General features: G+C 71.0%; 13 protein-coding genes. 6 read left to right on the forward strand and 7 right to left on the reverse strand.

Annotated elements, in window-relative coordinates; translation table 11 throughout:
• Window positions 1–92 precede the first annotated feature (92 nt).
• Window positions 93–1,517, forward strand: a complete 1,425-nt coding sequence (locus Cs7R123_RS01920) for a hypothetical protein (RefSeq protein ID WP_212822976.1) — start codon at window positions 93–95, stop codon at window positions 1,515–1,517.
• Window positions 1,518–1,581: 64 nt separating this feature from the next.
• Here the strand turns inward: Cs7R123_RS01920 and Cs7R123_RS01925 are convergent, their stop codons facing one another.
• Together Cs7R123_RS01925 and Cs7R123_RS01930 are read right to left on the reverse strand one after the other, a co-directional pair.
• The gene (locus Cs7R123_RS01925) at window positions 1,582–2,100 is read right to left on the reverse strand and encodes an EF-hand domain-containing protein (protein WP_212822978.1); all 519 of its coding nucleotides are present in this window, start codon (window positions 2,098–2,100) and stop codon (window positions 1,582–1,584) included.
• 135 nt (window positions 2,101–2,235) lie between these two features.
• Window positions 2,236–3,060, reverse strand: a complete 825-nt coding sequence (locus Cs7R123_RS01930) for an SDR family NAD(P)-dependent oxidoreductase (RefSeq protein ID WP_212822979.1) — start codon at window positions 3,058–3,060, stop codon at window positions 2,236–2,238.
• Between the two features lie 240 nt (window positions 3,061–3,300).
• Here Cs7R123_RS01930 and Cs7R123_RS01935 point away from each other — a divergent pair, with 240 nt between their 5' ends.
• From Cs7R123_RS01935 to Cs7R123_RS01945, 3 genes are read left to right on the forward strand one after another with little or no spacing between them, the layout of a single operon-like run.
• Window positions 3,301–3,756: an SgcJ/EcaC family oxidoreductase gene (locus Cs7R123_RS01935; RefSeq protein WP_212822980.1), complete on the forward strand. Its 456-nt coding sequence runs from the start codon at window positions 3,301–3,303 to the stop codon at window positions 3,754–3,756.
• On the forward strand, window positions 3,753–5,120 hold the full coding sequence (locus Cs7R123_RS01940; protein WP_212822981.1) for an NAD(P)/FAD-dependent oxidoreductase: 1,368 nt from the start codon (window positions 3,753–3,755) through the stop codon (window positions 5,118–5,120). Before Cs7R123_RS01935 ends, Cs7R123_RS01940 begins: the two co-directional genes overlap by 4 nt.
• Window positions 5,121–5,167: 47 nt before the next feature.
• The gene (locus Cs7R123_RS01945; RefSeq protein ID WP_212828748.1) at window positions 5,168–6,346 is read left to right on the forward strand and encodes a cytochrome P450; all 1,179 of its coding nucleotides are present in this window, start codon (window positions 5,168–5,170) and stop codon (window positions 6,344–6,346) included.
• Between the two features lie 119 nt (window positions 6,347–6,465).
• Here the strand turns inward: Cs7R123_RS01945 and Cs7R123_RS01950 are convergent, their stop codons facing one another.
• From Cs7R123_RS01950 to Cs7R123_RS01960, 3 genes are all read right to left on the reverse strand, one after another.
• Window positions 6,466–6,888 carry an EF-hand domain-containing protein gene (locus Cs7R123_RS01950; protein WP_212828750.1) on the reverse strand — a complete coding sequence of 141 codons (423 nt, stop codon included), beginning with the start codon at window positions 6,886–6,888 and terminating at the stop codon, window positions 6,466–6,468.
• 221 nt (window positions 6,889–7,109) lie between these two features.
• Entirely contained in the window at window positions 7,110–8,921 is a 1,812-nt protein-coding gene (locus Cs7R123_RS01955; RefSeq protein ID WP_212822982.1) for an acyl-CoA dehydrogenase, read from the reverse strand.
• A 90-nt stretch (window positions 8,922–9,011) separates the two neighbouring features.
• Window positions 9,012–9,569, reverse strand: a complete 558-nt coding sequence (locus Cs7R123_RS01960; protein WP_212822983.1) for an EF-hand domain-containing protein — start codon at window positions 9,567–9,569, stop codon at window positions 9,012–9,014.
• 189 nt (window positions 9,570–9,758) lie between these two features.
• Between Cs7R123_RS01960 and Cs7R123_RS01965 the strand changes: the two genes are divergently transcribed.
• On the forward strand, window positions 9,759–10,310 hold the full coding sequence (locus Cs7R123_RS01965; RefSeq protein ID WP_212822984.1) for an EF-hand domain-containing protein: 552 nt from the start codon (window positions 9,759–9,761) through the stop codon (window positions 10,308–10,310).
• A gap of 41 nt (window positions 10,311–10,351) precedes the next feature.
• On the forward strand, window positions 10,352–12,922 hold the full coding sequence (locus tag Cs7R123_RS01970; protein ID WP_212822986.1) for a low temperature requirement protein A: 2,571 nt from the start codon (window positions 10,352–10,354) through the stop codon (window positions 12,920–12,922).
• Here Cs7R123_RS01970 and Cs7R123_RS01975 read toward each other — a convergent pair.
• Window positions 12,919–19,224, reverse strand: a complete 6,306-nt coding sequence (locus Cs7R123_RS01975; RefSeq protein ID WP_212822988.1) for an RHS repeat-associated core domain-containing protein — start codon at window positions 19,222–19,224, stop codon at window positions 12,919–12,921. The genes Cs7R123_RS01970 and Cs7R123_RS01975 overlap by 4 nt on opposite strands.
• 501 nt (window positions 19,225–19,725) lie before the next feature.
• On the reverse strand, window positions 19,726–20,175 hold the full coding sequence (locus tag Cs7R123_RS01980) for a DUF6114 domain-containing protein (RefSeq protein ID WP_212822990.1): 450 nt from the start codon (window positions 20,173–20,175) through the stop codon (window positions 19,726–19,728).
• Window positions 20,176–20,177 lie beyond the last annotated feature (2 nt).

Raw genomic sequence — 20,177 nt, forward strand, 5'->3', positions numbered from 1 at the left:
GTCCTGGGGTACCCCTAGTAATCGGGCCCGGGCGTATCGGGTAATCGACTCGCCGTCGATTACCGGCGGCTCCTGCTGCCACCGTCGTGGCCATGGTCGACACTAACCCCCTCCCCCACCGGCCGGGAGCCTCCGCCCTGCGCCGGTTCTCCCTGGTCATCGGTGCCGGGATGCTGCTCGCCGCCGGACTGTCCGCACCCGCGGCCGCTCAGAAGGAGCCGCCCAAGCGCCCCCATCGCTCCGAGGTGCGCCTCTGTGACCCGACCGGCTGTTACCTGGCCTGGGGCGTGGTCGACTCCGACCATGACGGCGTCTGCGACGCCGACGAACTGATGGCGGGCACCGACCCGTACGACCCCGAGAGCCGGCCGAAGCTCATGCCGGTGCTCGATCTCGCGGTCGAGCACAAGCTGCCCTCCTTCGAGAACGGGCTCGGCATCTTCGTCGCCATGCCGGTCGAGATCGTCAAGGCGCGGGAGGAGGCGGGCCAGGACCCGCTGGGCGCCTTCCCGCTGGGTGGCCGCAAGGACGCGATGACCCGGCTCGGCCTCACCATGGGCGACGTCAAGGCGGCCGGCCTCGACCTCGACCGGGACGGATTCACCGTCGGCCTCGGCACCACCAGCATCGGTGGCGAACCGGCGGGCCGCCGGACCCACGGCATGGACGCCTCCCTGATCAGCGCGGGCGGCAGCAGCAGCACCTACACCTTCGGCGCCGAGCACGGCGGGGTCAAGTCCACCGTTCCCATCGACGGGGGCACGGGCACCCACACCGTCTTCAACGACGGCGCCACCAGGACCGTGACCCTGGACCACGACAACGGCGACGTCCACATCGACAGCACCAACTCCGACGGTTCGGCGGGCCCGGCGACCATCACGCAGCGCCGCGAGTCCTCGGACGGCAACACCACCACCCGCGAGTCGAAGAGCACGACGACCGACCCGGCCACCGGCGACGTCACCAACGTCACCTACGACAAGTCGGTGGACACCCGCGGCGGCTCCACCAGCACCCTCTCGACGAGCACGCAGTTCGTCCGGGACGGCGACGGCAAGGTCATCGGCACCATCGTCACGACCGTGGCCACCTACATCTCGGCCGACGGGAGCTTCGGCTCCACCAGCACGACCGTCCAGGCCTGCGACACCTCCGGCGGCTGCGAGACGGTCGATGCGGACTACGAGGACTCCGACCACCCCGACGACGAGGAGTACGTCAACCCCGACGCCGACACCACGATCGTCACCTACGACGTGGTGGAGCAGAAGCTCAAGCTGCGGGGCTCCGCGGTCAATGTCGTGCCGGGCTGGACGGCCCCGGGCTTCGAGAACGCGCCGACCGATCCCGACAACCCGGGCCTGATCGCCCTGGTCGACTCCAACCTGGTCGACACCTACCTGCTCGCCTCACCCAACCTGACCACCAAGGCCCAGCCGGAGACCCGCGAGGGCCTGCCCAACCCCAAGGACGCGGCGCCCGGCGGCGACGGCGGCTGCACCTTCTGCCGGTGACATCGCGACGTGGCCCCGCCGGAGACACCGGCGGGGCCACGTCGTCCTCGTACTGCCGGGCGCGTCACGCGCCGGCGAGCACCCCGGTGACCGCGTCGGAGACGGTCGGGTCGTAGAACTCCCCGATTCCCGCGATCCACTCGCCGCGGTCGATGCTGCCGCTGCCGTCCCGGTCGAACGACGCGAACAGGGCCCGCACCTTGCCGGGGGCGAATCCCGCAGCCTCCATGACGGGCTGGAACTCGGTGAGGCTGATCAGCCCGTCGTCGTCACGGTCGCAGATGTCGGCCAGCGCCTCCGCGTAGGCCAGTCCGTACTGGTCGAACCAGCCGTCGGCCGACACGATGGCGGCGTAGGCCGGCAGGTCGACCCGCTCCGCGGCGCTCGCGGACCGCAGGCTCTGCCAGTACTGGTCGTGCGCGGCACGCAGGGCGCGGGCCTTGGGGTCGGTCGGCGCCGCCCCCACCGCCTGGATGATCCGGTCGGCTACCGCGACGAAGTCCTCCGGCTCGAGCACGCCGTTGCCGTCGGCGTCGAAGAGGTCGAAGCGCAACCGGATACGGTCGGAGATCTCAATGTCCATGATGCCCCCATTTGAGGTGAAATCAGTGATCACTGAGCAGGGTAGTCGTGCGGACGGAGCCGCCGCTGGAGATGGCGAGCGTGTCGCACCAGTGTCACCACGGTCTGCGGCGTCCTGCCGTCGGCGGCCTACCGGTCAGACCGGGATGCGACCCGCCTGGAGCAGGTCGAGCATCGCCGGGCCGGTGTTGTAGGCGGTCACCCCGCCGTCGACGGTCAGCGAGAGCCCGGTGACCATCCGGGCGGCGTCGCCGGCCAGGTAGACCGCCGCGCCGGCGAGATCGTCCGGCTCGCCCCACACCCCCAGCGGGACCGCCTGGATCAGCCCGTCGGCCAGCTCGGGATTGCCCGCGAAAGCGCTGGTGAGCTGGGTCCTGGTCCAGCCGGGCGCGATCGCGTTGACCCGCACCCCGGCGGCGCCCCACTCGACGGCCAGCGTCCGGGTCAGCGAGATGACCCCCGCCTTGGCCACCGCGTACGGCGACAGCATGGGTACCCCGTTGTAGCCCCCCACCGAGGCGACGTTGATCAGGGATCCGGTGCCCCTGGCGGTCATGTGCTCGCCCGCCGCGCGGCACACGTGCACCACCGAGTCGAGGTTGGTGCGCAGGATCTTCGTCCAGTCGTCGGCGGTCATCGCGAGGAACGGTCCGACATGCTCGAATCCACCGGCGTTGTTGACGACGACGTCGAGGTGGCCCAGGTCGGCGATCGCCGCCGCCACCGTCCGGCGGATCTGCTCGGCGTCGTCGACGTCGCAGGTGTAGGCGAATGCGCGCCGGCCCATCGCCTCGATCTCCTTGGCGCCCTCGGCGAGCGCCCCGGTGCTGCGGGCCAGGACGGCGACATCCGCCCCGGCCTCGGCCAGCCCGAGCGCGATCGCCCGCCCGATGCCCCGGGAAGCGCCGGTCACCAGTGCCGTCTTGCCTTCGAGGCCGAAACGCCCTGAATTGTTCCGCATCGCTGACCCTCTCGAAAAGTCCGCCGGGCGTGGCTGCCACCCACGGCAATGTGACGCCGGGCCGGGCCGGCTGTGCATCTTCGCGAGTGCGCTGTCAGACGGAAACCGGCGTGACCTCGCTCGCAAAAGTCGAGATCTTGGTTACGGAGATCACTCGACTCCGCACGGCGGGAGATGCCAGGTGCCCACACCCGGCACACGATGGGCGGCAAGCGCAAGGAGAGTCGAAGGGACTCCGCCATGACGATCAGCGCCGCCTCCAGACCCGTGTCAGCCGATGACCAGGCGTCCGTCCTCAGGTTCATTCAGAAGATCACCGACTCGTGGAACGCCAACGAGGCCGAGCCGCTGTGCGAGGTCTACGCCGACGACGCCTCGATCCTGCTGCCAGGGGCGATCCTCAAGGGACGGCCCACCATCACGGAATGGATGGCCGCGGCGTTCGCGGGCAAGTGGAAGGGCACCCACGTGCTCGGCCACCCGCTCGAGTACCGCTACATCACCGACGACGTGCTGCTGGTCGTCACACACGGCGGCGCGTACCGGCCCGGCGCCACCGAGGTGCCGGTCGAGCACGCCATCCGCGGCATGTGGCTGTTCATCCGGGACGACTCGGAGGTCGGCTGGACCATCACCGCGTACGCCAACACGCCGGTGTTCGGCACCATCGAGCTTCCCGAAACGCACCTGCAGTGAGCGCCCGCGACCGCGCGCTGATACTCGGCGGGAGCATCGCGGGGCTGTTCGCGGCCCAGGCCCTGGCCGGCGCATACCGTGAAGTGCTCGTCGTGGACCGGGACGCTCTCATCGGGACGACCGGGCTGCGGCGGGCCACCCCGCAGTCGTTTCACGCACACGGCCTGCTCGCCCGCGGTCAGCAGGCGATCGAGGAGCTGTTTCCCGGCATCACCGACGAGTTCGCCGCCGACGGCGTGCCCGTCGGCGACGTCGGATCCGATCTGCGCTGGGTCATCAACGGCCGGCGCCTCCGGCAGACCTCCATCGGCCTGACCTGCCTGGCCACGCCCAGAACCGTGCTGGAGGACGGGGTGCGCACGCGGGTGAGCGCCCTGCCCAACGTGAGGCTGCTGGAACACTGCGACATCGTGGGCCTGACGACCACCGCCGACCGGCGCCGGGTCACCGGGGCCCAGGTGTTCCACCAGGCCGACGCGCGTTCCGAGGTGCTGACCGCAGACCTGGTGGTGGACGCCACCGGGCGTGGTTCGCGCACGCCCCTGTGGCTGTCGGAACTGGGCTACCAGCCGCCGGCCGAGGAACGGGTCAAGATCGGCCTCGGGTACGCCACCCGGAACTTCCGGATGCCGGCGGGTCTGCTGGGCAAGGACATCGGCTACATCGTCGCGCAGACCCCGTCGCATCCGCGCGGCGCGGTCCTGGCCCGGGAGCGCCGGCTCCCGGACGGCAGCGACCGGTATGTGCTGTCGCTGAACGCCCACGCCGGCGACCATCCGCCCGCAGACCCGGCGGGCTTCCTCGAATACGCCCGGTCGGTGCCGGTGCCGGAGATCTATGCGGCGGTGCGCGACGCGGAGCCGCTCAACGACATCCAGACCTACCGGTTCCCGGCCACCCAGTGGCGCCACTACGAGAAGCTGACCGCCTTCCCGGCCGGGCTGCTGCTGATCGGGGACAGCGTGGCCAGCCCGAATCCCGTCTACGCCCAGGGGAACACGCTGTCGGCACTGGCGGCTCTGGCCCTCAGGACCCAGGTGGCCGACGGGGGCGAGCCGGACCCGCGGCGGTACTTCGCCGCGATCACCCCGAACATCCAGGCCGCCTGGGACGTCAACCTCGCAGGTGACCTGCGGTATCCGGAGATCGAGGGCCGCCGCACCCCGAAACTCAGGATCGCTTCGGCCTACATCAACAAAGTCCAGCGTGCCGCCGCGCACGACGACGCGCTGACCGAGGCGTTCCTGCGGGCAGCCGGCCTGGTCGACCCGCCCCAGGCCCTGTTCAAGCTCGGCACCCTGCTGCGGACGCTGCGGCACAGCGTGCTCACCGAACCGAGAGCGACCCAGGCGGAGGTCCGGTGAAGACACCGCAGTGCCCCTATGTCATCGACCGCGCCGGCAGCGACGTGATGGCCGAGGCCACCCGGCTGCGTGAGCTCGGCGCGGCCGTCCAGGTGGAGCTCCCGGGAGAGGTGCTCGCCTGGTCCGTCAACAGCTTCTCGCTGGCCAAGCGGTTGTTCGCCGACCCGCGGGTCTCCAAGGACCCCCGCAAGCACTGGCCCGCTTTCATCGACGGCGAGATCGGCGACGACTGGCCGCTGATCAGCTGGGTCAAGATGGACAGTATGACCATCAACGACGGCGACGACCACCGCCGGCTGCGGGGTCTGATCGCCCCGGATTTCGGCCCGCGCCGGATCGAGGCCCAGCGCCCGCTGGTCGAGCAGATCGTCACCTCCATCCTCGACGACCTCGCCGAGGTCGCGGCCGATGAGCCGGTCGACCTGCGCAAGGCCTTCGCCCAGCAGATCCCCGCCCGGATGATCTGCGAGCTGTTCGGCATCCCTGAGCAGGCCCGCCCGGAGGTGCTCCGCGGCCTGGAACTCGCGGTCGACACCACCCTGCCGCCCGAGGTGGCCGAGGCCAACCTGCACCACTGGCAGCTCGCGCTGCAGGACCTCGCCGCGGCCAAGCGCGAGCATCCCGCCGACGACATGACCAGCCGCCTGGTCCAGGCTCAGGACGCCGAGCGGCTGAGCGCCTCGGAGGTCATCGGCTCCCTGTTCAATGTGCTCGGGGCCGGCTCGGAGACCGTGATGAACCTGATCACGAAAGCGGTCGTCGCGCTGCTCACCCACCCGGACCAGTTCGCCCTGGTCACCTCCGGCCAGGCGGGCTGGGACGACGTCATCGACGAGACCCTGCGGGTGGAGGCCCCGATCGCCCAGCTGCCGCTGCGGTTCGCCGTCGAGGACATCGAACTCGACGACGGCAACGTGATCGCCAAGGGCTCACCGATCCTGATGTGCCTGGCCGCCGCCGGTCGCGACCCTGACCGCTACGGCGCCTCCGCGGCCGAGTTCGACCTGACCCGCACCGACAAGGAGCACCTGTCGTTCGGCTACGGCGCGCACTTCTGCGTCGGGGCCTCGCTGGCCCGCCTTGAGGCGCTGACCGCGCTGCCCGCGCTGTTCAACCGCTTTCCGATGATGTCGCTGGCGGTCGCGCCCGCAGAGCTCAGACCCCCGGGCACGTTCATCATGAACGGCAACCTGGCCCTGCCGGTGTACCTGCACGGCCGTTCCTGACCGGGCACGGGCGCACTCTGCCGGGAGTCACGCGGGTGGGTGGCAGGCACCACCCACCCGCGTGACTCCCACGCCGCGGCAGGGCCGGGGGCGGCGCTTGACGCCGGGACCCGGCTCCGTCAGCGGACGGTGAGGTCGCCGAAGAGCAGGTTGCCAGGGGCGTCGGGGTCGGGGCTGGTGTAGTACTCGCGGATGGCGTCGATGATCTCTTCGGTGCTCAGATGCCCGTTGCCGTCGCGGTCGAGCACGCTGAACGCGTGGGCGGCGTCGCCGCCCGCCGCGCCCAGGGCGCCGAAGAGGGCGGTGAACTCGTTCGGGCTGACCTGCTCGTCGCCGTCGGTGTCGGTCAGGCCCATCAGCGCCTCGGCCAGGGGGCGCAGGTGGTTGTCGAAGCCGTCGGGGCGGACCACGATCGAACGTCCCACGGAGGTGAGGAACTCCTCCTCGCTGATCCGGCCGTCACCGTCGGCGTCCATCTTGGCCACCAGTGCCCGCCACAGGGCCAGGTAGCCCTCACGAACCGCGACCGCGGCGGCGGCCATCTCGGTGAGGCCGAAGGTGTGGGCCAGCCGGGCGGCCAGCTCCTCGTAGTCGTCCTGCTACAAGAACCCGTCGCCGTTCACGTCGATCAGCTTGAACCGGTGCGCCAGCTTGCGCTGCTGCAACGGGGTGAGGACGTCGATGGTAACACTCATGCCTTGTCGCTCCTAAGTAGAATTAACCTACATGCCGACCTTATCAGACAAAATGACATAACCGCTGGTCACAGGCTTGATCGCGGGGTGGGCGTGGCCGACCTGGATCCGGTGGACGCCCCGTCCCCCGGGGCGCGCGGGAAGTCGTCGTCGAGGGCGAAGCCGTCCACCAGCGTGGGTGTCCAGGGTTGCAGCGCCGCGATCGCCGCCTCACGCAGCGTGGGCAGGCCGGTCACCTGCTCGGCGGTCAGGCGGCCGGTGGCCAGCAGGTCTCCGCTGTGCGCGGCGATCCGGCCGAGGGCGAACAGCCGGTACACCTCGCGCAGCAGCTCACGCGCGGCCAGGTCGTCGGCGCGGTCGGCGGCGGCCAGCAGGGCCTCGCCCGCCAGCCGGTGGGCGTAGGCGTCGACGAGTTCCAGCGCGGAGCCGACGGCGTTGTTCCACCGTTGCAGCGCGCCGCGCTGCGCGCGGTCACGCAGGCGGGCACGCGCGCGCTGCTGCCACAGCCGTTCCACGTCGGTCAGCAGGTGCTGAAGGGACAGCGGCTGCGACAGGTCAGCGGCCGCGCCGGTGCCCGCGGGGACGGCGTGGCCGAACACCATCTCCCCCGCCGCCTTGGTCCAGACCACCAGGTTGTCGCCTTCGGCCGTTACGGTGCCCTCGAGATTGGCCGCGAGGTCGGCCAGGCCGTTGACCCGCAGCAGACCGAGGGCTCCGGTGCGTTCCCGGCACTCCCGTACGACGTCGCGCGCCCGCCAGGTGGTCCAGCCCTTGACGACCGCGACCAGGCGTTCCACCTCGTCGTGATCGACGGCGGCGACCGCCGCCCACCTCGCCACCGCGTGCCGGTGCAGCAGGGTCAAGGCGTAGCTCGTCACCACGGCCTCGATCAGCCGGGCGTGGTGGCCCCGGTGCGCGAACAGCGGCACGGTCGCGCCCGGGTCCAGGCCGGCCGTGTGCCGGGTGTGGGCGTACCGGACGGCGCTGGTCACGGCGGTGCGAGCCGCTCCGACGGCGCAGCCGCTCATGCACAGCTTGCCGACGGTGACCCGGCCGATGGAGCGCAGGAAACGCTTGCGCATGCTGCTCGGCGCACCGCCGAGGACCCCGTCGCGCAGGTTCGCGCCGACGAGCGCGTCCGGCGCCAGCAGCACGTGCCGGAAGGTGGTGAGGCTGTGGTCGACGGCCGCGGTGGAAGTCTGCGGCAGGGCTTCCACGCTGATACCGGGCAGCGTCCCGACGCGGTCCCGCAGCGGGGTGCAGAACAGGTGTACGCCCTGGTCCGTGCCGTCGACGAGCAGGCGCGCGGCGACCAGCGCGGTCTTGGGGCCGCCCGCCGGGCCGGTGTTCGGCATGAACTTGCGGGCGCCGGGGTGCGGGGTGTGCAGCACGAAGCCGCCGGTCGCCGGGTCGTGGGTGGCCGTGATCTCCAGGTCGGCGGCGCTGTTGCCGTGCGCCGCCTCGGTGCACAGGAAGACGCCGATCCGGTGCAGCGCGGTGAACTCGGCCAGGTCGCGCGCGCCGACGGGTTCCAGGTCCAGCAGGCTGCCCAGGAAAAGGTTGTAGTGGATGCCGGCCACGGTCGTCAGCGCGCCGTCGCGGGGAGCGGTCCACTCGTGCAGGGCGGCGATGCGGTGCACGTCCGAGGCGAACGCGGCGACATCGTCGATCTCGGCGTTGACCAGGGCGAGGCGCTGGTAGGCCCGTTCTACCACCGCGTCGTGGCCGAGGTCGCGGAAGGCGAACTCCGGACCGGCGAGGAGGTTCTGCCATACCCGGTGGTCCTGGTCGAAACGGTGGCCGTACAGGATCTCGGTGAGCGAGCGGGCCGTGGCGGATCCGGACCGGGTCTGCCGTGGTGCGAGCACAGCCGTCGACATCTTCTGCCTCTCGGGTTCGTGGCTGGGCCAGCGTGCGGGAAACGACGCCGCCACCCGGTGCGGTGCACCGGGTGGCGGCGGCATCGGTGGTCAGCGGCTGAGGGCGCCGAAGAACTCGCTCATCGGGGAGTCCGACGAGGGGTTGCGGTAGAAGTCGGCGACGGCGGCGACCAGTTCCTCGCGGTCGATGCGGCCGTTGCCGTCGGCGTCGATGCGCGCGAAGGCCCGCTCGCTGTCGACGCTGTCGACGCCCATCGCCACCTGGGCCTGGCGGAACTCGGCCAGCGACATCTCGCCGTTGTCATCGGTGTCGATGAGCCCGAACAGGGTGTCGGCGATCGGGCGGATCAGCTGGGTGAACCCGGCCTCGCTGTCGCCGATCGCGACCTGCAGGGCCTTGATGAACTGGGTCCGGTTGAACGGGCCGTCGCCGCCGCCGAGGTGGGCGGCCAGGCCCTCCCAGTAGGCCGCGAAGGCCGTGTACACCGCGGCGGTCTTGGCCGGGGTCGCGGTCGCCTCGAAGGCGGTGACCACGCGGGTCGCCAGCGCGGTCATGTCCTGGGCGGTGAGCTCGCCGTTGCGCTCGGCGTCGAGCAGCTCGAACAGGATCGAGTACCGGGCCTCGAGTTCATTGCGGGTAGCCGTCATCGACATTCCAATCACTAATCGTCGCCATCGACTTACGGACAGTAACAGTGGTTCTTCCGTGAAGAACGGAGCCCGCGCACCGACGTGTCGTCCGCCTCAGCCCGGCCGACACGCCCGGCTCCGCGCGCGGATCACACGGTCGGTGGCTACTATTCCGATGTTTTGACCGGTTTAGGACGATGGTGAGAAGTGGTCAGCGCCCTGCAGAAACGCAAGCTGGATCTGGCGTTCGCGCACCTCGACATCGACGGCAACGGCCAGATCGAGTGCGACGAGATCCTGGCGCTCGCCTCCCGGCTGCTGCTCAGCTTCCGCCACACCCCCGCCTCCGCCAAGGGGCGCGCCGCGCTGGAACGGCACGAGCGGCTCTGGGACGAGATCGCCCGCCACGCCGACGCCGACGCCGACGGCGCCATCACCTACCACGAGTTCCACCACGGCATGACCGCCGCGTTCATCCGGCCCACCGGGCGCGCGGTCATGCTGCGCCCGGCCGTGCAGGCGCTGATCGACATCTGCGACACCGACGGCGACGGCCTGCTCGACCTGACCGAGTTCGCGACCATGCACCGCGCGTTCGGCACCAGCCGCAGCGATGTGCGCGTCGCGTTCGCCGCCCTGGACGCCGACGGCGACGGGCGCCTGAGCGCCGACGAGCTCACCGACGCCGCCTGGGAGTTCTACACCAGCCCGGACCCGCGCGCCCGCGGCAACTGGTTCTTCGGCGAACTCACCCGCTGACCGTGCGAACCGGACCGCGTCCCACCGCGTACGCCCACGCCATGCTCCCGTGGGTGCGCCGCCGCACCGGCGTCGCCCCGATCGAACCCGGCAGCCTGCCCACCGCCACCGAGCTGTTCCTCGACGTCGTGTTCGTGCTCGCCGTCGCCCAGGTCGCCGCCGTGCTCGCCCGCACCACCGACACCGCGACCACCGTACGCGGCTTCGCCGTGCTGCTGGCCGTCCTGATGTACTGGACCGGGCTGGTCCTGGCCGGATCGGTCGTCAGCGCCGAACGCGCCGCGATGCGGCCCGTCATCGTCGGGGCGACCGTCAGCCTCGCCCTCGTCGCGGTCACCGCGCCCGACATCGTCGCCGACAGCCGCACCGCCGGCGCGACCGTGTTCGCCGCGTCGATGCTGACCGTCCAGGCCCTGGAGACCGCGGGCGTGTGGATGGTGTACGCCGTACTGCCCGCCCACCGGCTGCACCCCGGCAACGCCGCCGCGGCCACCCTGGCCCCGCTGGCCTCCGGCGCCATGTGGTTCGCCGCCGCGGCCGCCGATCGGCAGCGCACCCTCCTGCTGGTCGCCGCGCTCGCGGTCAACGTGGTGGTGATGGGCGCGCTGCAACTCGACTTCCGCGGCCGGCTGCCCTTCGGCGCCACCGAGACGTTCTTCCCCCGGGCCACCGCGGTCTTCACCGACCGGGTCGCCGCCGTGGTCGTGGTCGCCCTCGGCTGCGTGGTCGAACTGCTCGGCGGACTGGACCCCGCCCACCTCGGCGCCAGACCCGTCCTGGTCTACCTGCTCGTATACCTCACCCTGCTCATCGCACTGTGGTGGCTGCACTTCGGCTTCATCGCCGGCCACGCCCGGATCCGGTTCCGCGCCAAGACCGGCGCCACCGTACGCGCCGCCGCCCTGTTCACGTACTTCCAGGCCAACATGGTGATGCTGGTCGGACTCGTGCTGCTCATCGTGGGCCTGGCCCGGACCCTGACCGGCCCGGCCACGACCGCGCCCGCCGGCCCGGCGGTCGTCGGCACCGTCTACGGCGGCGTCACGCTCTACCTGCTCGGCCAGTTCTGGTTCTGGGCCGTCATCGCCGAACGCCGCTGCTGGCTGCGCCCCGCCACCGCCGTGCTCATACTCGCGCTCGCCCCGGCCGCCGCCGCTCTGCCCCTGCCCGCGATGCTCGCCATACCCGCCGCGGCGTGCACCGGGCTGGCCTTCGCCGACAGCCGCCACTGCCGCGCCGCGCCGCAGCGACCCGCGGCGGCCCGGCGGCGCCTGGCCTGGCGGCTGCGCCTGCTCGGCCGCTACAACACCGCCCGCGCCACCGTCACCGACCTCGAACTGCTCGTCGACGTGGTGGCCGGATTCGCCGTCACCCGCACCGCGTACCTGGTCGACGCCGACCCCACCCCGGCCGGGATGGCGCAGGCCACGCTGGTCCTGCTGATGCTGTGGGGATGCTGGTCGGCCACGACCCGGCTGGCCAACACCGTCAAGGCCGACCTCGGCGCGACCCGCGTCTGCCTGCTCGCCGCGATGGCCGCGCTGCTGCTGCTGACCCTCGCCGCGCCGCAGGTGTTCACCACCGGCCCCGGCCGCGCCGGCGCCGCCACGGTCGTGTTCGCGCTGGCCTATCTCCTGGTCCGGGGCCTGACCGCGGCCGCCGTCGTGCTCACCCTGCGCCCGCCCGCGGCCCGGCTGGCGCCCGTGCTGGCCAGCGCGGCGCTGGCCACGACACTGATCTTCGCGCAGGCCGCGGTGCCCGAGCCGCTGCGGCCCGCGGCGTGGTCGCTGCTCGCCGCCACCGAGATCGGCACCTGGTGGGCCGGCAGCCGGACCTGCCCGGTCACCGCGCCCGCGCACCTGGTCGAACGGCTCAACCTGATGACGCTGCTCGGACTGGCCTCACTGGCCACCGCGATCACCACGGCGACGTTCGGGACCGCGATCACCACCGCGACGGCCGCGACCGCCGCCGTCGCGATGCTGATGGCGACCGGGCTGTGGCACCAGTACGCCCGGTTGCGCGAACCCGCCGAACACCTGCTCACGACCGTGGGAATCCCCGCCCGCCACCGCCTGGCGACCGGCCCGTACACCGCCTGCCACCTGCTGCTGCTCACCGCCGTCATCGGCTTCTGCTACGCCGTCACCACCGCCGTGGCCGTCCTGTCCACCGACGGCCCGCGCGGCCCGCTGCCCACCGCCGCCGGCCTCGCGCTGCTGCTCGGGGTCGCCGTGTACCAGTCAGGCCTGGCCGGCCTGGCCTGGACCGTCCACCGGCGCCTGCCCGCGCACCGGATCCTCGGAGTGGCCGTCCCGGCGCTGCTGGCCCCGGCCGCGGCGCACCTGCCGGGCCTCGCGGTGCTGACCATCGCCGCCTCCACCGTCGGGTTGCTCGTCTACGCCGGACGCCCCAGCACCCGCCTTGCCGCACCACGCCGCCGCGACCCGGCACCTGTGTCACACCCCCGCGCACGGCAACGGTCTGCTGCACGTCCATACCTTGATCGACGGCCGCAGGAATCGACCTGTCCCATTCCAGAAAGGGCGGACGGCGAGGGGGTGCCGACAGGCGCTTCACCTGGCGACACCCCCGACTACCTGCTCACCTAGGAATAGATCCGCCCACGGATGAGCCTGTCACCGGGATCGAACGAGGGGCTGGGGACCTGGAAGGCGAGGCTGGGTCCGATGGAGAATCCTCCCCCCCATCCGACGCCGCCGCCGACCCAGCCCTTGTCATAGTCGCTTGCCAGACCACCGGCAGAAACGCATCCGCTGGCGATGTATCCCGCACACATCCCCCAGGAGAGGGCGTGCTGGTCCACTCCACGAGCTGAGGTCGCGCCGACGCTGCGACCGAAGGCTCCGAAGCCCACCCCGCCCAGCGTCAGGAAGCCCGCCTCCGCCGTCTGCGTGTAACCGATACAAATGACCAGGCAATAGGATTCAGTGTAGTAAGGGTTGAAGCCGTAGTCGTATTCCTCCTCGGCCGGCGGGCCGTAGTCGATGGTGGGCTTTTCCGGGACGTCCTGCTTCGTCGGCTTGACGATGATCTTGCAGACGTTGCCCCACCCGCTGGCCTGGCAGTCCTTCATCCGCTGCGTGTTCCCGGCGGCGGCTGCCGAGCAGCCGCCCGGCGAGCTCCATTGCGAGCCCGGCGTCAGGGTCTGACACTCCGGTGCGGTGAACTGCGTGGACCCGGGGGTGCAGTCGTTCAGGAAGAGGCATTCAGCGCTCGGCTCGACCGAGACGCAGAAGCCTGGACGTCGCTGGCATCGGTCGGCCTGTGTTTCCTCCCTGCCGCCGCCGCCGCAGGCCGCGTCGTTGCGGTGCTCGGTGCAGTAATCCGGCGGAGGGCCGCTGGTGTCCTCGGGCGTCCGGATGAGTCCGGTCGGATCGCTGCTGCTCGTGGGTGCGTTGTTGGCGTAGGCGAAGCCGTTCCAGGACTGCGGGTCGGTGATGTCGAAGACCGGGTCGACGCTGATGAACCGGCCGGTCTCGGGGTCGTATTCGCGGACGCCGAGGTGTACCAGTCCGTTGGGGTCGTTGGTGCCGCCGACGAAGCCCTGGGTGCCGAACCCGCCGGGTTGGGTGCCGCGGGCACCGCCGTAGGGCAGGCTGCGCCGGTGCGCCGTCTGCATGGTCACGGCGTCGATGACGGCCGTACCCGTGCCGTGGTGATCGGCGACGACCCAGGTGAGGGCGGTGCCGCCGGTGACGGCGGTCCGGACGGCGACACCGGCGTGGTAGCGGGTGCCGGTGACGGTGCCCGTGCCGGAGGCGACCAGTTCCGTGCCGTCAGGCAGCTTCAGCGTCGCCTTGCCGTCGGCGTCCTTTCGCAGAAGGCGGCCGCCGTCGGTGTTGTAGACGGTCCCGGTGAGGCTGCCGGTGGCGGAGGCCAGTCGGCCTTCGGCGTCCCAGTCCAGGGTCTGGCTCGCACCCGCCGAGGTGGCACGCGTCTTGCGGTTGCCCATCGCGTCGTAGGTGAACGTCGTGGTTCCGGCGCCGGTGCCGGTCGTGGTGACGGTGTTGACCACGTGGGGTCCGCCGGAACCCGTGTAGTCGTAGACCGACTTCGACTTCTCGGTGCCGCCGGGGTTGTAGCTGGTCTCGGACAGCCGGTTTCCGGTCTTGTCGAAGGTCCACGAGGTCCAGTACGGGTCAGCGCCGGTGCCCTGGGCGGCTCCCGTGACGCAGGCGCCGCTGGTCTGGGTCCAGGCGGTGCTCAGTCGGCGCAGGTAGTCGTACCCGAAGCATTCCTCCTGGTCGGCGACGCCGTCGGTGGTGCCGGCGATCGACGTGACGTCACCGGCGTGGTTGAGGGTGTAGGTGTCGGTGATCCGGTCGACCCAGGCACCCGCCGAGGTCTGGTTCTCGGTCTTGACCGCCGACTTGGTGAGCCGCCTGGTCGCGTCGTCGTAGGTGTAGGTGTGCTGGACCTGCTTGCCGGACGCGCCGCCGGTCCCGGGGTTGCCGAGGATCTGCTGCGCGGTGAGCCCGTCGTAGGTGTAGGCGGTGTCGGCGACGTACTTCTGGTCGACGCCGGTGCCGTTGTAGTTGGGGCTGATCACCGAGGTGAGCTGGCCGACGGAGTTGTAGCCGTAGGTCAGCGTCTCGGCGGGTAGTCCCCCGATCGCGGGCATCGTCGTGCGGTAGGGAGCGCCGTCGACCTTGTACTCGTTGGTGGTGGTGTAGGTGCCGGCCAGCGCCGTCTCGGCGGTGGTGCCGCCGGTGACCGCCGGGATCACGGTCTGGACCGTGAGCGGACGGTAGCCGACGTCGTACGCAGTGATCTTCTGAAGGTAGGCCGACCCGCCGACACCGGAACCGTTGACGTACCTGGTGGCCGTCGCGGGATAGCCCTTCGCGCCGGTGACGGTGTCGTACTGGTAGCCGGTGAGCTGGTTGGCCGCCACCGCGCCGGTGCCGTCGTAGGTGGCGGTGATCCGGCCGAACATGTCGTAGGTGGCGTAGAGGCTGCGGCCGCGGCCGTCGGTGGTGAGCTTCACCTGGTCGTCGTCGTAGTAGTCGACCGTTGAGGTGCCCGCGTCCGGGTCGACCACCTGCTTACGGCGGCCGGCCAGGTCGTAGGCGTATGTCCAGGTGTGGACCGGGCTGCCCGCGTCGGTCACGGTGGTGAGCCGGCCCAGCAGGTCGTAGCCGTAGGTCGTGGTGTCGGCCGATCCGGATGCGGTGTCGGACACGTACTGGCGCACCTGCACGGTGCGGCCCAGGACGTCGATCACGGTGGTGGTGTCCGTGCCGCCGGCGGGCTGGTCCACCGTGATCTGGTCGCCGGTGTAGGTGGACGAGACCTGTGCCACCTTCGATGCCGTAGTGCCGTTGCTGGTCCACAGTTCGGAGGTCTTGGCACGCCCCAGGCCGTCATAGGTGTAGCGCACCTGCCGCGGCGCCGTCTGGTAGTCGGTGGCGTAGACGTCGGTGAAGACGCTGGACGCCCACTCGTACGACGCCATCCGGTCGACGGTGCCGCGGTCGTTGTAGACGGTGTCGGTGACGGCCGCCGCCGTGCCCGAGTTCAGCACCGTCCGGTGGTGGATCGGTCTGAGCAGCCCGTCGTAGACGTCGTACGACCTGGCCACGGTGCCGTTGGCGGTGAGCGTCCTGGTCGCCGTGAACGACGCGTAGGGAGGTGCGTTCCCGATGAAGTAGGTGTACTCGACGTCGGGGGTGTCGGTGTCGACGACGCGACCGGGTCGCCACACCTTGGTCAGGCGGCCCAGGGCGTCATAGCGGCTGGTGGTGACCTTGCCGTTCGGATCGGTGACCGTCAGCGGGAGGCCGCGGAGGCGGTCCACGCCGGTGGTCGTCGTGAGGTCGTCGGCGCTGCCGGCGGCACCGAGCCGGGTGACGGCGACGGCCGTGAGCGGGCTGGTGGCGGCCGGCGTGTAGGTGGTCGTGGTCTGCCGGCCGACGGCGTCGCTGCTGCTGACGGGCCGGCCGAGGGCGTCATAGGTGGTGTCGGCGACCTTCACCCACGTCGGGCCGCCGACGGGGTAGGCCGTGAGCTTCTCGGACCTGGTCAGCAGCCCGTGGACGTTCGCCGCGACAGCCGGCAGCACCCCCGAGGCCTGAGCGTCGTAGAAGTTCCTGGTGGCGGCCAGGGTCGTCGCCTGGGCGAGCCCGGGGCACGTCTCGTCGCTGCTGGTGACCTGCGTCGCGACGCGGTCGGTCATCCAGGCGGCGGCGGTGGCGGCGTAGGTGTAGGTGGTGCAGGTCTCGTCGTTCTCGGCTCCGTCGACACCGAACGGGTGAGCGCCGTCCACCGTGACCAGACCGTGGTTCACCGTCGTGTTGAGACGGTCGAGGGTGGCGTCCCAGGTGTTCTTCGTCTTGCTGATCCGCCAGGTCGGTGATCCCGACGAGACCCGGGTCCAGGAGGTCGACAGGTCCTCCTCCATGATCACCGACGTCTGCGTCGGCGGCAGCAGCCCGGTGATGGTGCGGGTGCCGGTGCCGGCCCCCCACGGGTAGTGCAGGGTCTTGGACTCCAGGATCGCGGTGTCCGGGTCGATGACCTGTTCCTCGTACAGGAATCCGGCCCGGTAGTCGGAGTCGACGTACACGTGGCCCTCGGAGTTGACCGCGTTGACCGTCCGCGCTCCCCAGCCGCCCTCGGCGGGGTCCAGGCGGTCGCCGTTCATGCCCCGGAAGAAGAGCTGCTTCGTCTTCGACGTGTGTCCGGTGCCGGTGCCGCTGCCGACGGTGGTGACCACCGTGGGCCAGCCGCGGAAGTCGGCCCACGAACGGTCCGGCAGCCGGGTGGAGAACCGGTTGCTGTCAGTGTGGTGCCACAGTTCCGCGACCGTGGCCGCGCCGTTCTTGGAGCCCTCCATCCAGTACTCGTACGAGCGGACGACGTCCGGTTGCCCGCCGACGAAGTCCTGCTCGGTGACGCTGGTGACGCGCAGCTTGTTCCACCAGGTCCAGGCGCCGCCGGTGTCGCTGTCCGGTGGCGTGTAGTACTGGGGGAAGCACCGCTTGGTGTTGTGGTCGGGGTTGGGGTTGGTGCCGGTGGCGCAGTCGGACAACTCGTAGCTGATCGCGGTGCGACCGCCGGTCTCGTTGTCGATGTAGCGCAGCCGGTAGCGCTTGATGCGCACCCCGCCCTCGAAACCGGCCTTGTTGTCGGCCCGGTAGCCGCTGAAGTGCACGTTGCCGACGGTGATCGGGGTGGCCGTGCCCTTACCGGTACGGGTGATGTCGTTGAGCCACATCGCCGGTGCGACCTGGGTCTCGCCGCTGTCGGGGAAGACGTGGTCCAGGGTCCACTCGTCCACCGGGTCGTAGCCGGTGCCGTCCGCCTGCACGACGCTGGTGACGACCTTGGACAGGCGCTTGTATCCCCAGAACGACGGCGTCACGTTGTCCGGACACGACGTCGCGCTGGAGGGGCAGTTGAGGTCCCACGGGGTGTCGGGCCAGTTCGCCACGACCGGGTTCGCCCCCGACCAGCACGAGGACAGGCACCGGTCGCCGAGGATGAAGTCCACCAGCGCCGGCGCGTCGCCGACTCCCTCGGTGCCCTTGCGCATCCCGTACTCGATCTTGTCGATGTAGGCGGCGCGGTCGTAGTTCTTCAGGTTGGTCGCCGAGCCGTTGATCCCGGTCTTCGGCGTCTCCTTGTAGTACGTGTAGACCATCGTGTTCCCGTTGGGATCCACGACGTAGTCGAGGTTCCAGCGCCACGTCATCCAGCACCACGAGACGGAGAAGCCTCCGGACTGGTAGCACGGGTCCGTGGCGTGGTTGGCGAAGACCGGGACGTTCAGCGTGGAGTTCGTCTCCGGGTCGCCGGTCTGCCAGTTCGCCTTGATCCGGTTCAGCCCGAAGTAGTATTCCGTGCCGTCCGGGGTGGTGATCCGCCACGTCTCCGCGCCGTTGCCCCAGTTCCCCGGCCCCGTGAACTTGTCGATCTTGGAACCGTCGTCCGCGCCCAGCTTCCACTTCTGCGTCGCCGAGTCCAGGACCAGCTCCGTCGACCGGCCGGCCCACACGAGCGTCGCGTTCGCGTTGTTCCAGCACAGGTCGCCGGTGTCGTTGGCATAGGTTCGCGTGGTGTCGTGGTCCTGGGCGCACGACCGGTAGGAGCGCTCGATGTAGCCGGGCTCGTACGACCAGCCCTCGCCCAGCCACGACGTCTGCGCGGACTCCGCGTTGGTGCGGCCGTCGACGGCCGACGACGAATAGGTGAAGGCGACCGGCGGCACCAGGCCACCCGCCACGGGAGGCACCGCCAGCGGGTAGGTGGTGCTGAACCCGCCCCCCGAGGTGCCCGCCTGCCACGACATCGAGGCCGCCAGCGGCGTCTTCGTGAAGGCTCCCGTCTCGCTGGCCGCCGAGGCGGCGAGCAGCACCACCGCGCCGCTCCCGGCCGCCTGCCCGGACAGGCCGGACGTCCGCGCGGCGGCACCGGCGAGGTCCACCGTGGCCGTGACCGCCTGGGTGGTCGTATCGTTCACGCCCACCAGCGGCGTGCGCGTCGCGCACTGCGGCAGGTCTGGCGTCGTCAGCGCACACGCCGGCGCGAGCACCGGCCGCAGCCGGGCACCGAAGTCACCGCCGTATCCGTGCGCGAAGGCCCGGTAGTCGACGCGCAGGTTCAGCGTCGCCGCCGCGGTGCCGCCGTCGCCACGGGCCACGACGAATCCGGTGCCGGCACCCGCCCGCTCCGCCATCGCATGATCCACCGTCTGGACCCGGACCGATTTCGGCACGTCGGCGACGGCGAGCGCGGCCGCACCGGCGCCACCCGATTTCCCGCCCGCGCTCGCGGCGGCGCTCAGCCGCAGCTGAAGGCCGCCGACAGAGACCTCGGCCGGGGATGCCGAGACCGATGCCCCTCTAGTCGCCGGGGCGCCGGTCAGGTTCACCACCGTGGTGGCGGACACCGGCCACGACACCTTGGACGGACTCCAGCGGCTGTCCGAATCCGCCCCGGGCCGGACCTTCTGCTGCACCGGTGCCACGGAGACCCGCGGCGACGCCGCCGCCACGGCCGCGGCACCCGTCGCAGGGGCGCCCACAGCCGGCGGGGCCCATCCGATCGATCCCGCGAGCAGCGACAATGTCATTCCGGCGGCGACTATTCCTGGCTTGCTATGGAGTCGGTCGCGTCGACCTCTCCATGTCACGTGACTCATCTGATCCTTCGCTGGAGACGATGGGCAGCCGCCGACAGCCCTGCCTGAGGGCCGGGGTGTCGGACGCCTGATTCGTCGCCAGTGTGTCTTCGATGGATCCGCTCTGCTGACCGCTTTCCTTGCCTGTTCCTTGCCCGTTCCTTGCCCGCCCGTCCCTTTCACGGCACGTCCGGGCGGGCCCGGCGTGCACGCCGCCGGGCCGGTCCGGTTCGCCGGTACGGAGCCGCCCGACCGGGCGCCGCCGCGGGCTCAGTGCTGCCGGTGGGCGGGCCGGGCGCGGCGCGGGCCCCAGGCGAAGGCGAGCGAGGCCCCGATCAGCGCGAGCAGCATGCCGATCAGGAAGCCGCCCAGGTTCGAGGTGAGCCAGCTGGCCAGGGCCAGCACCATCGCGACGCACGCGTTGAAGATCCGCTGGGCCGGCGTGAAGATGATCAGCAGGCCGCAGATGGTGAGCACGATGGGGATCAGGTAGCCGGCGGTGCCCTGCAACCCGACGCGCAGCATGACGGGCAGCGGCGCGAGGACGGTGAACGTGATCTCCAGACCGCCGGCGACGACCAGCAGGCCGCTCCAGAACGGGCGGGTGCGTCGCCAGTGGCGGAAGCCGCGCGGGGGTGGTGCGGCGCGGGTCGGATCGGCGGTGGTGGACTCCACCGGGTCGAGCCCGGTGGAGTCCACGCCGGTGTCGGGGCCGGACACGG

The organism is Catellatospora sp. TT07R-123, from assembly GCF_018327705.1.
Lineage (GTDB): Bacteria > Actinomycetota > Actinomycetes > Mycobacteriales > Micromonosporaceae > Catellatospora.

Excerpts from the sequence above, each read along its gene's own strand:
- Cs7R123_RS01920 (WP_212822976.1), top strand. The coding sequence starts at position 93 with ATGGTCGACACTAACCCCCTCCCCCACCGGCCGGGAGCCTCCGCCCTG.
- Cs7R123_RS01925 (WP_212822978.1), bottom strand. The coding sequence starts at position 2,100 with ATGGACATTGAGATCTCCGACCGTATCCGGTTGCGCTTCGACCTCTTC.
- Cs7R123_RS01930 (WP_212822979.1), bottom strand. The coding sequence starts at position 3,060 with ATGCGGAACAATTCAGGGCGTTTCGGCCTCGAAGGCAAGACGGCACTG.
- Cs7R123_RS01935 (WP_212822980.1), top strand. The coding sequence starts at position 3,301 with ATGACGATCAGCGCCGCCTCCAGACCCGTGTCAGCCGATGACCAGGCG.
- Cs7R123_RS01945 (WP_212828748.1), top strand. The coding sequence starts at position 5,168 with ATGGCCGAGGCCACCCGGCTGCGTGAGCTCGGCGCGGCCGTCCAGGTG.
- Cs7R123_RS01950 (WP_212828750.1), bottom strand. The coding sequence starts at position 6,888 with ATGGCCGCCGCCGCGGTCGCGGTTCGTGAGGGCTACCTGGCCCTGTGG.
- Cs7R123_RS01955 (WP_212822982.1), bottom strand. The coding sequence starts at position 8,921 with ATGTCGACGGCTGTGCTCGCACCACGGCAGACCCGGTCCGGATCCGCC.
- Cs7R123_RS01960 (WP_212822983.1), bottom strand. The coding sequence starts at position 9,569 with ATGACGGCTACCCGCAATGAACTCGAGGCCCGGTACTCGATCCTGTTC.
- Cs7R123_RS01970 (WP_212822986.1), top strand. The coding sequence starts at position 10,352 with ATGCTCCCGTGGGTGCGCCGCCGCACCGGCGTCGCCCCGATCGAACCC.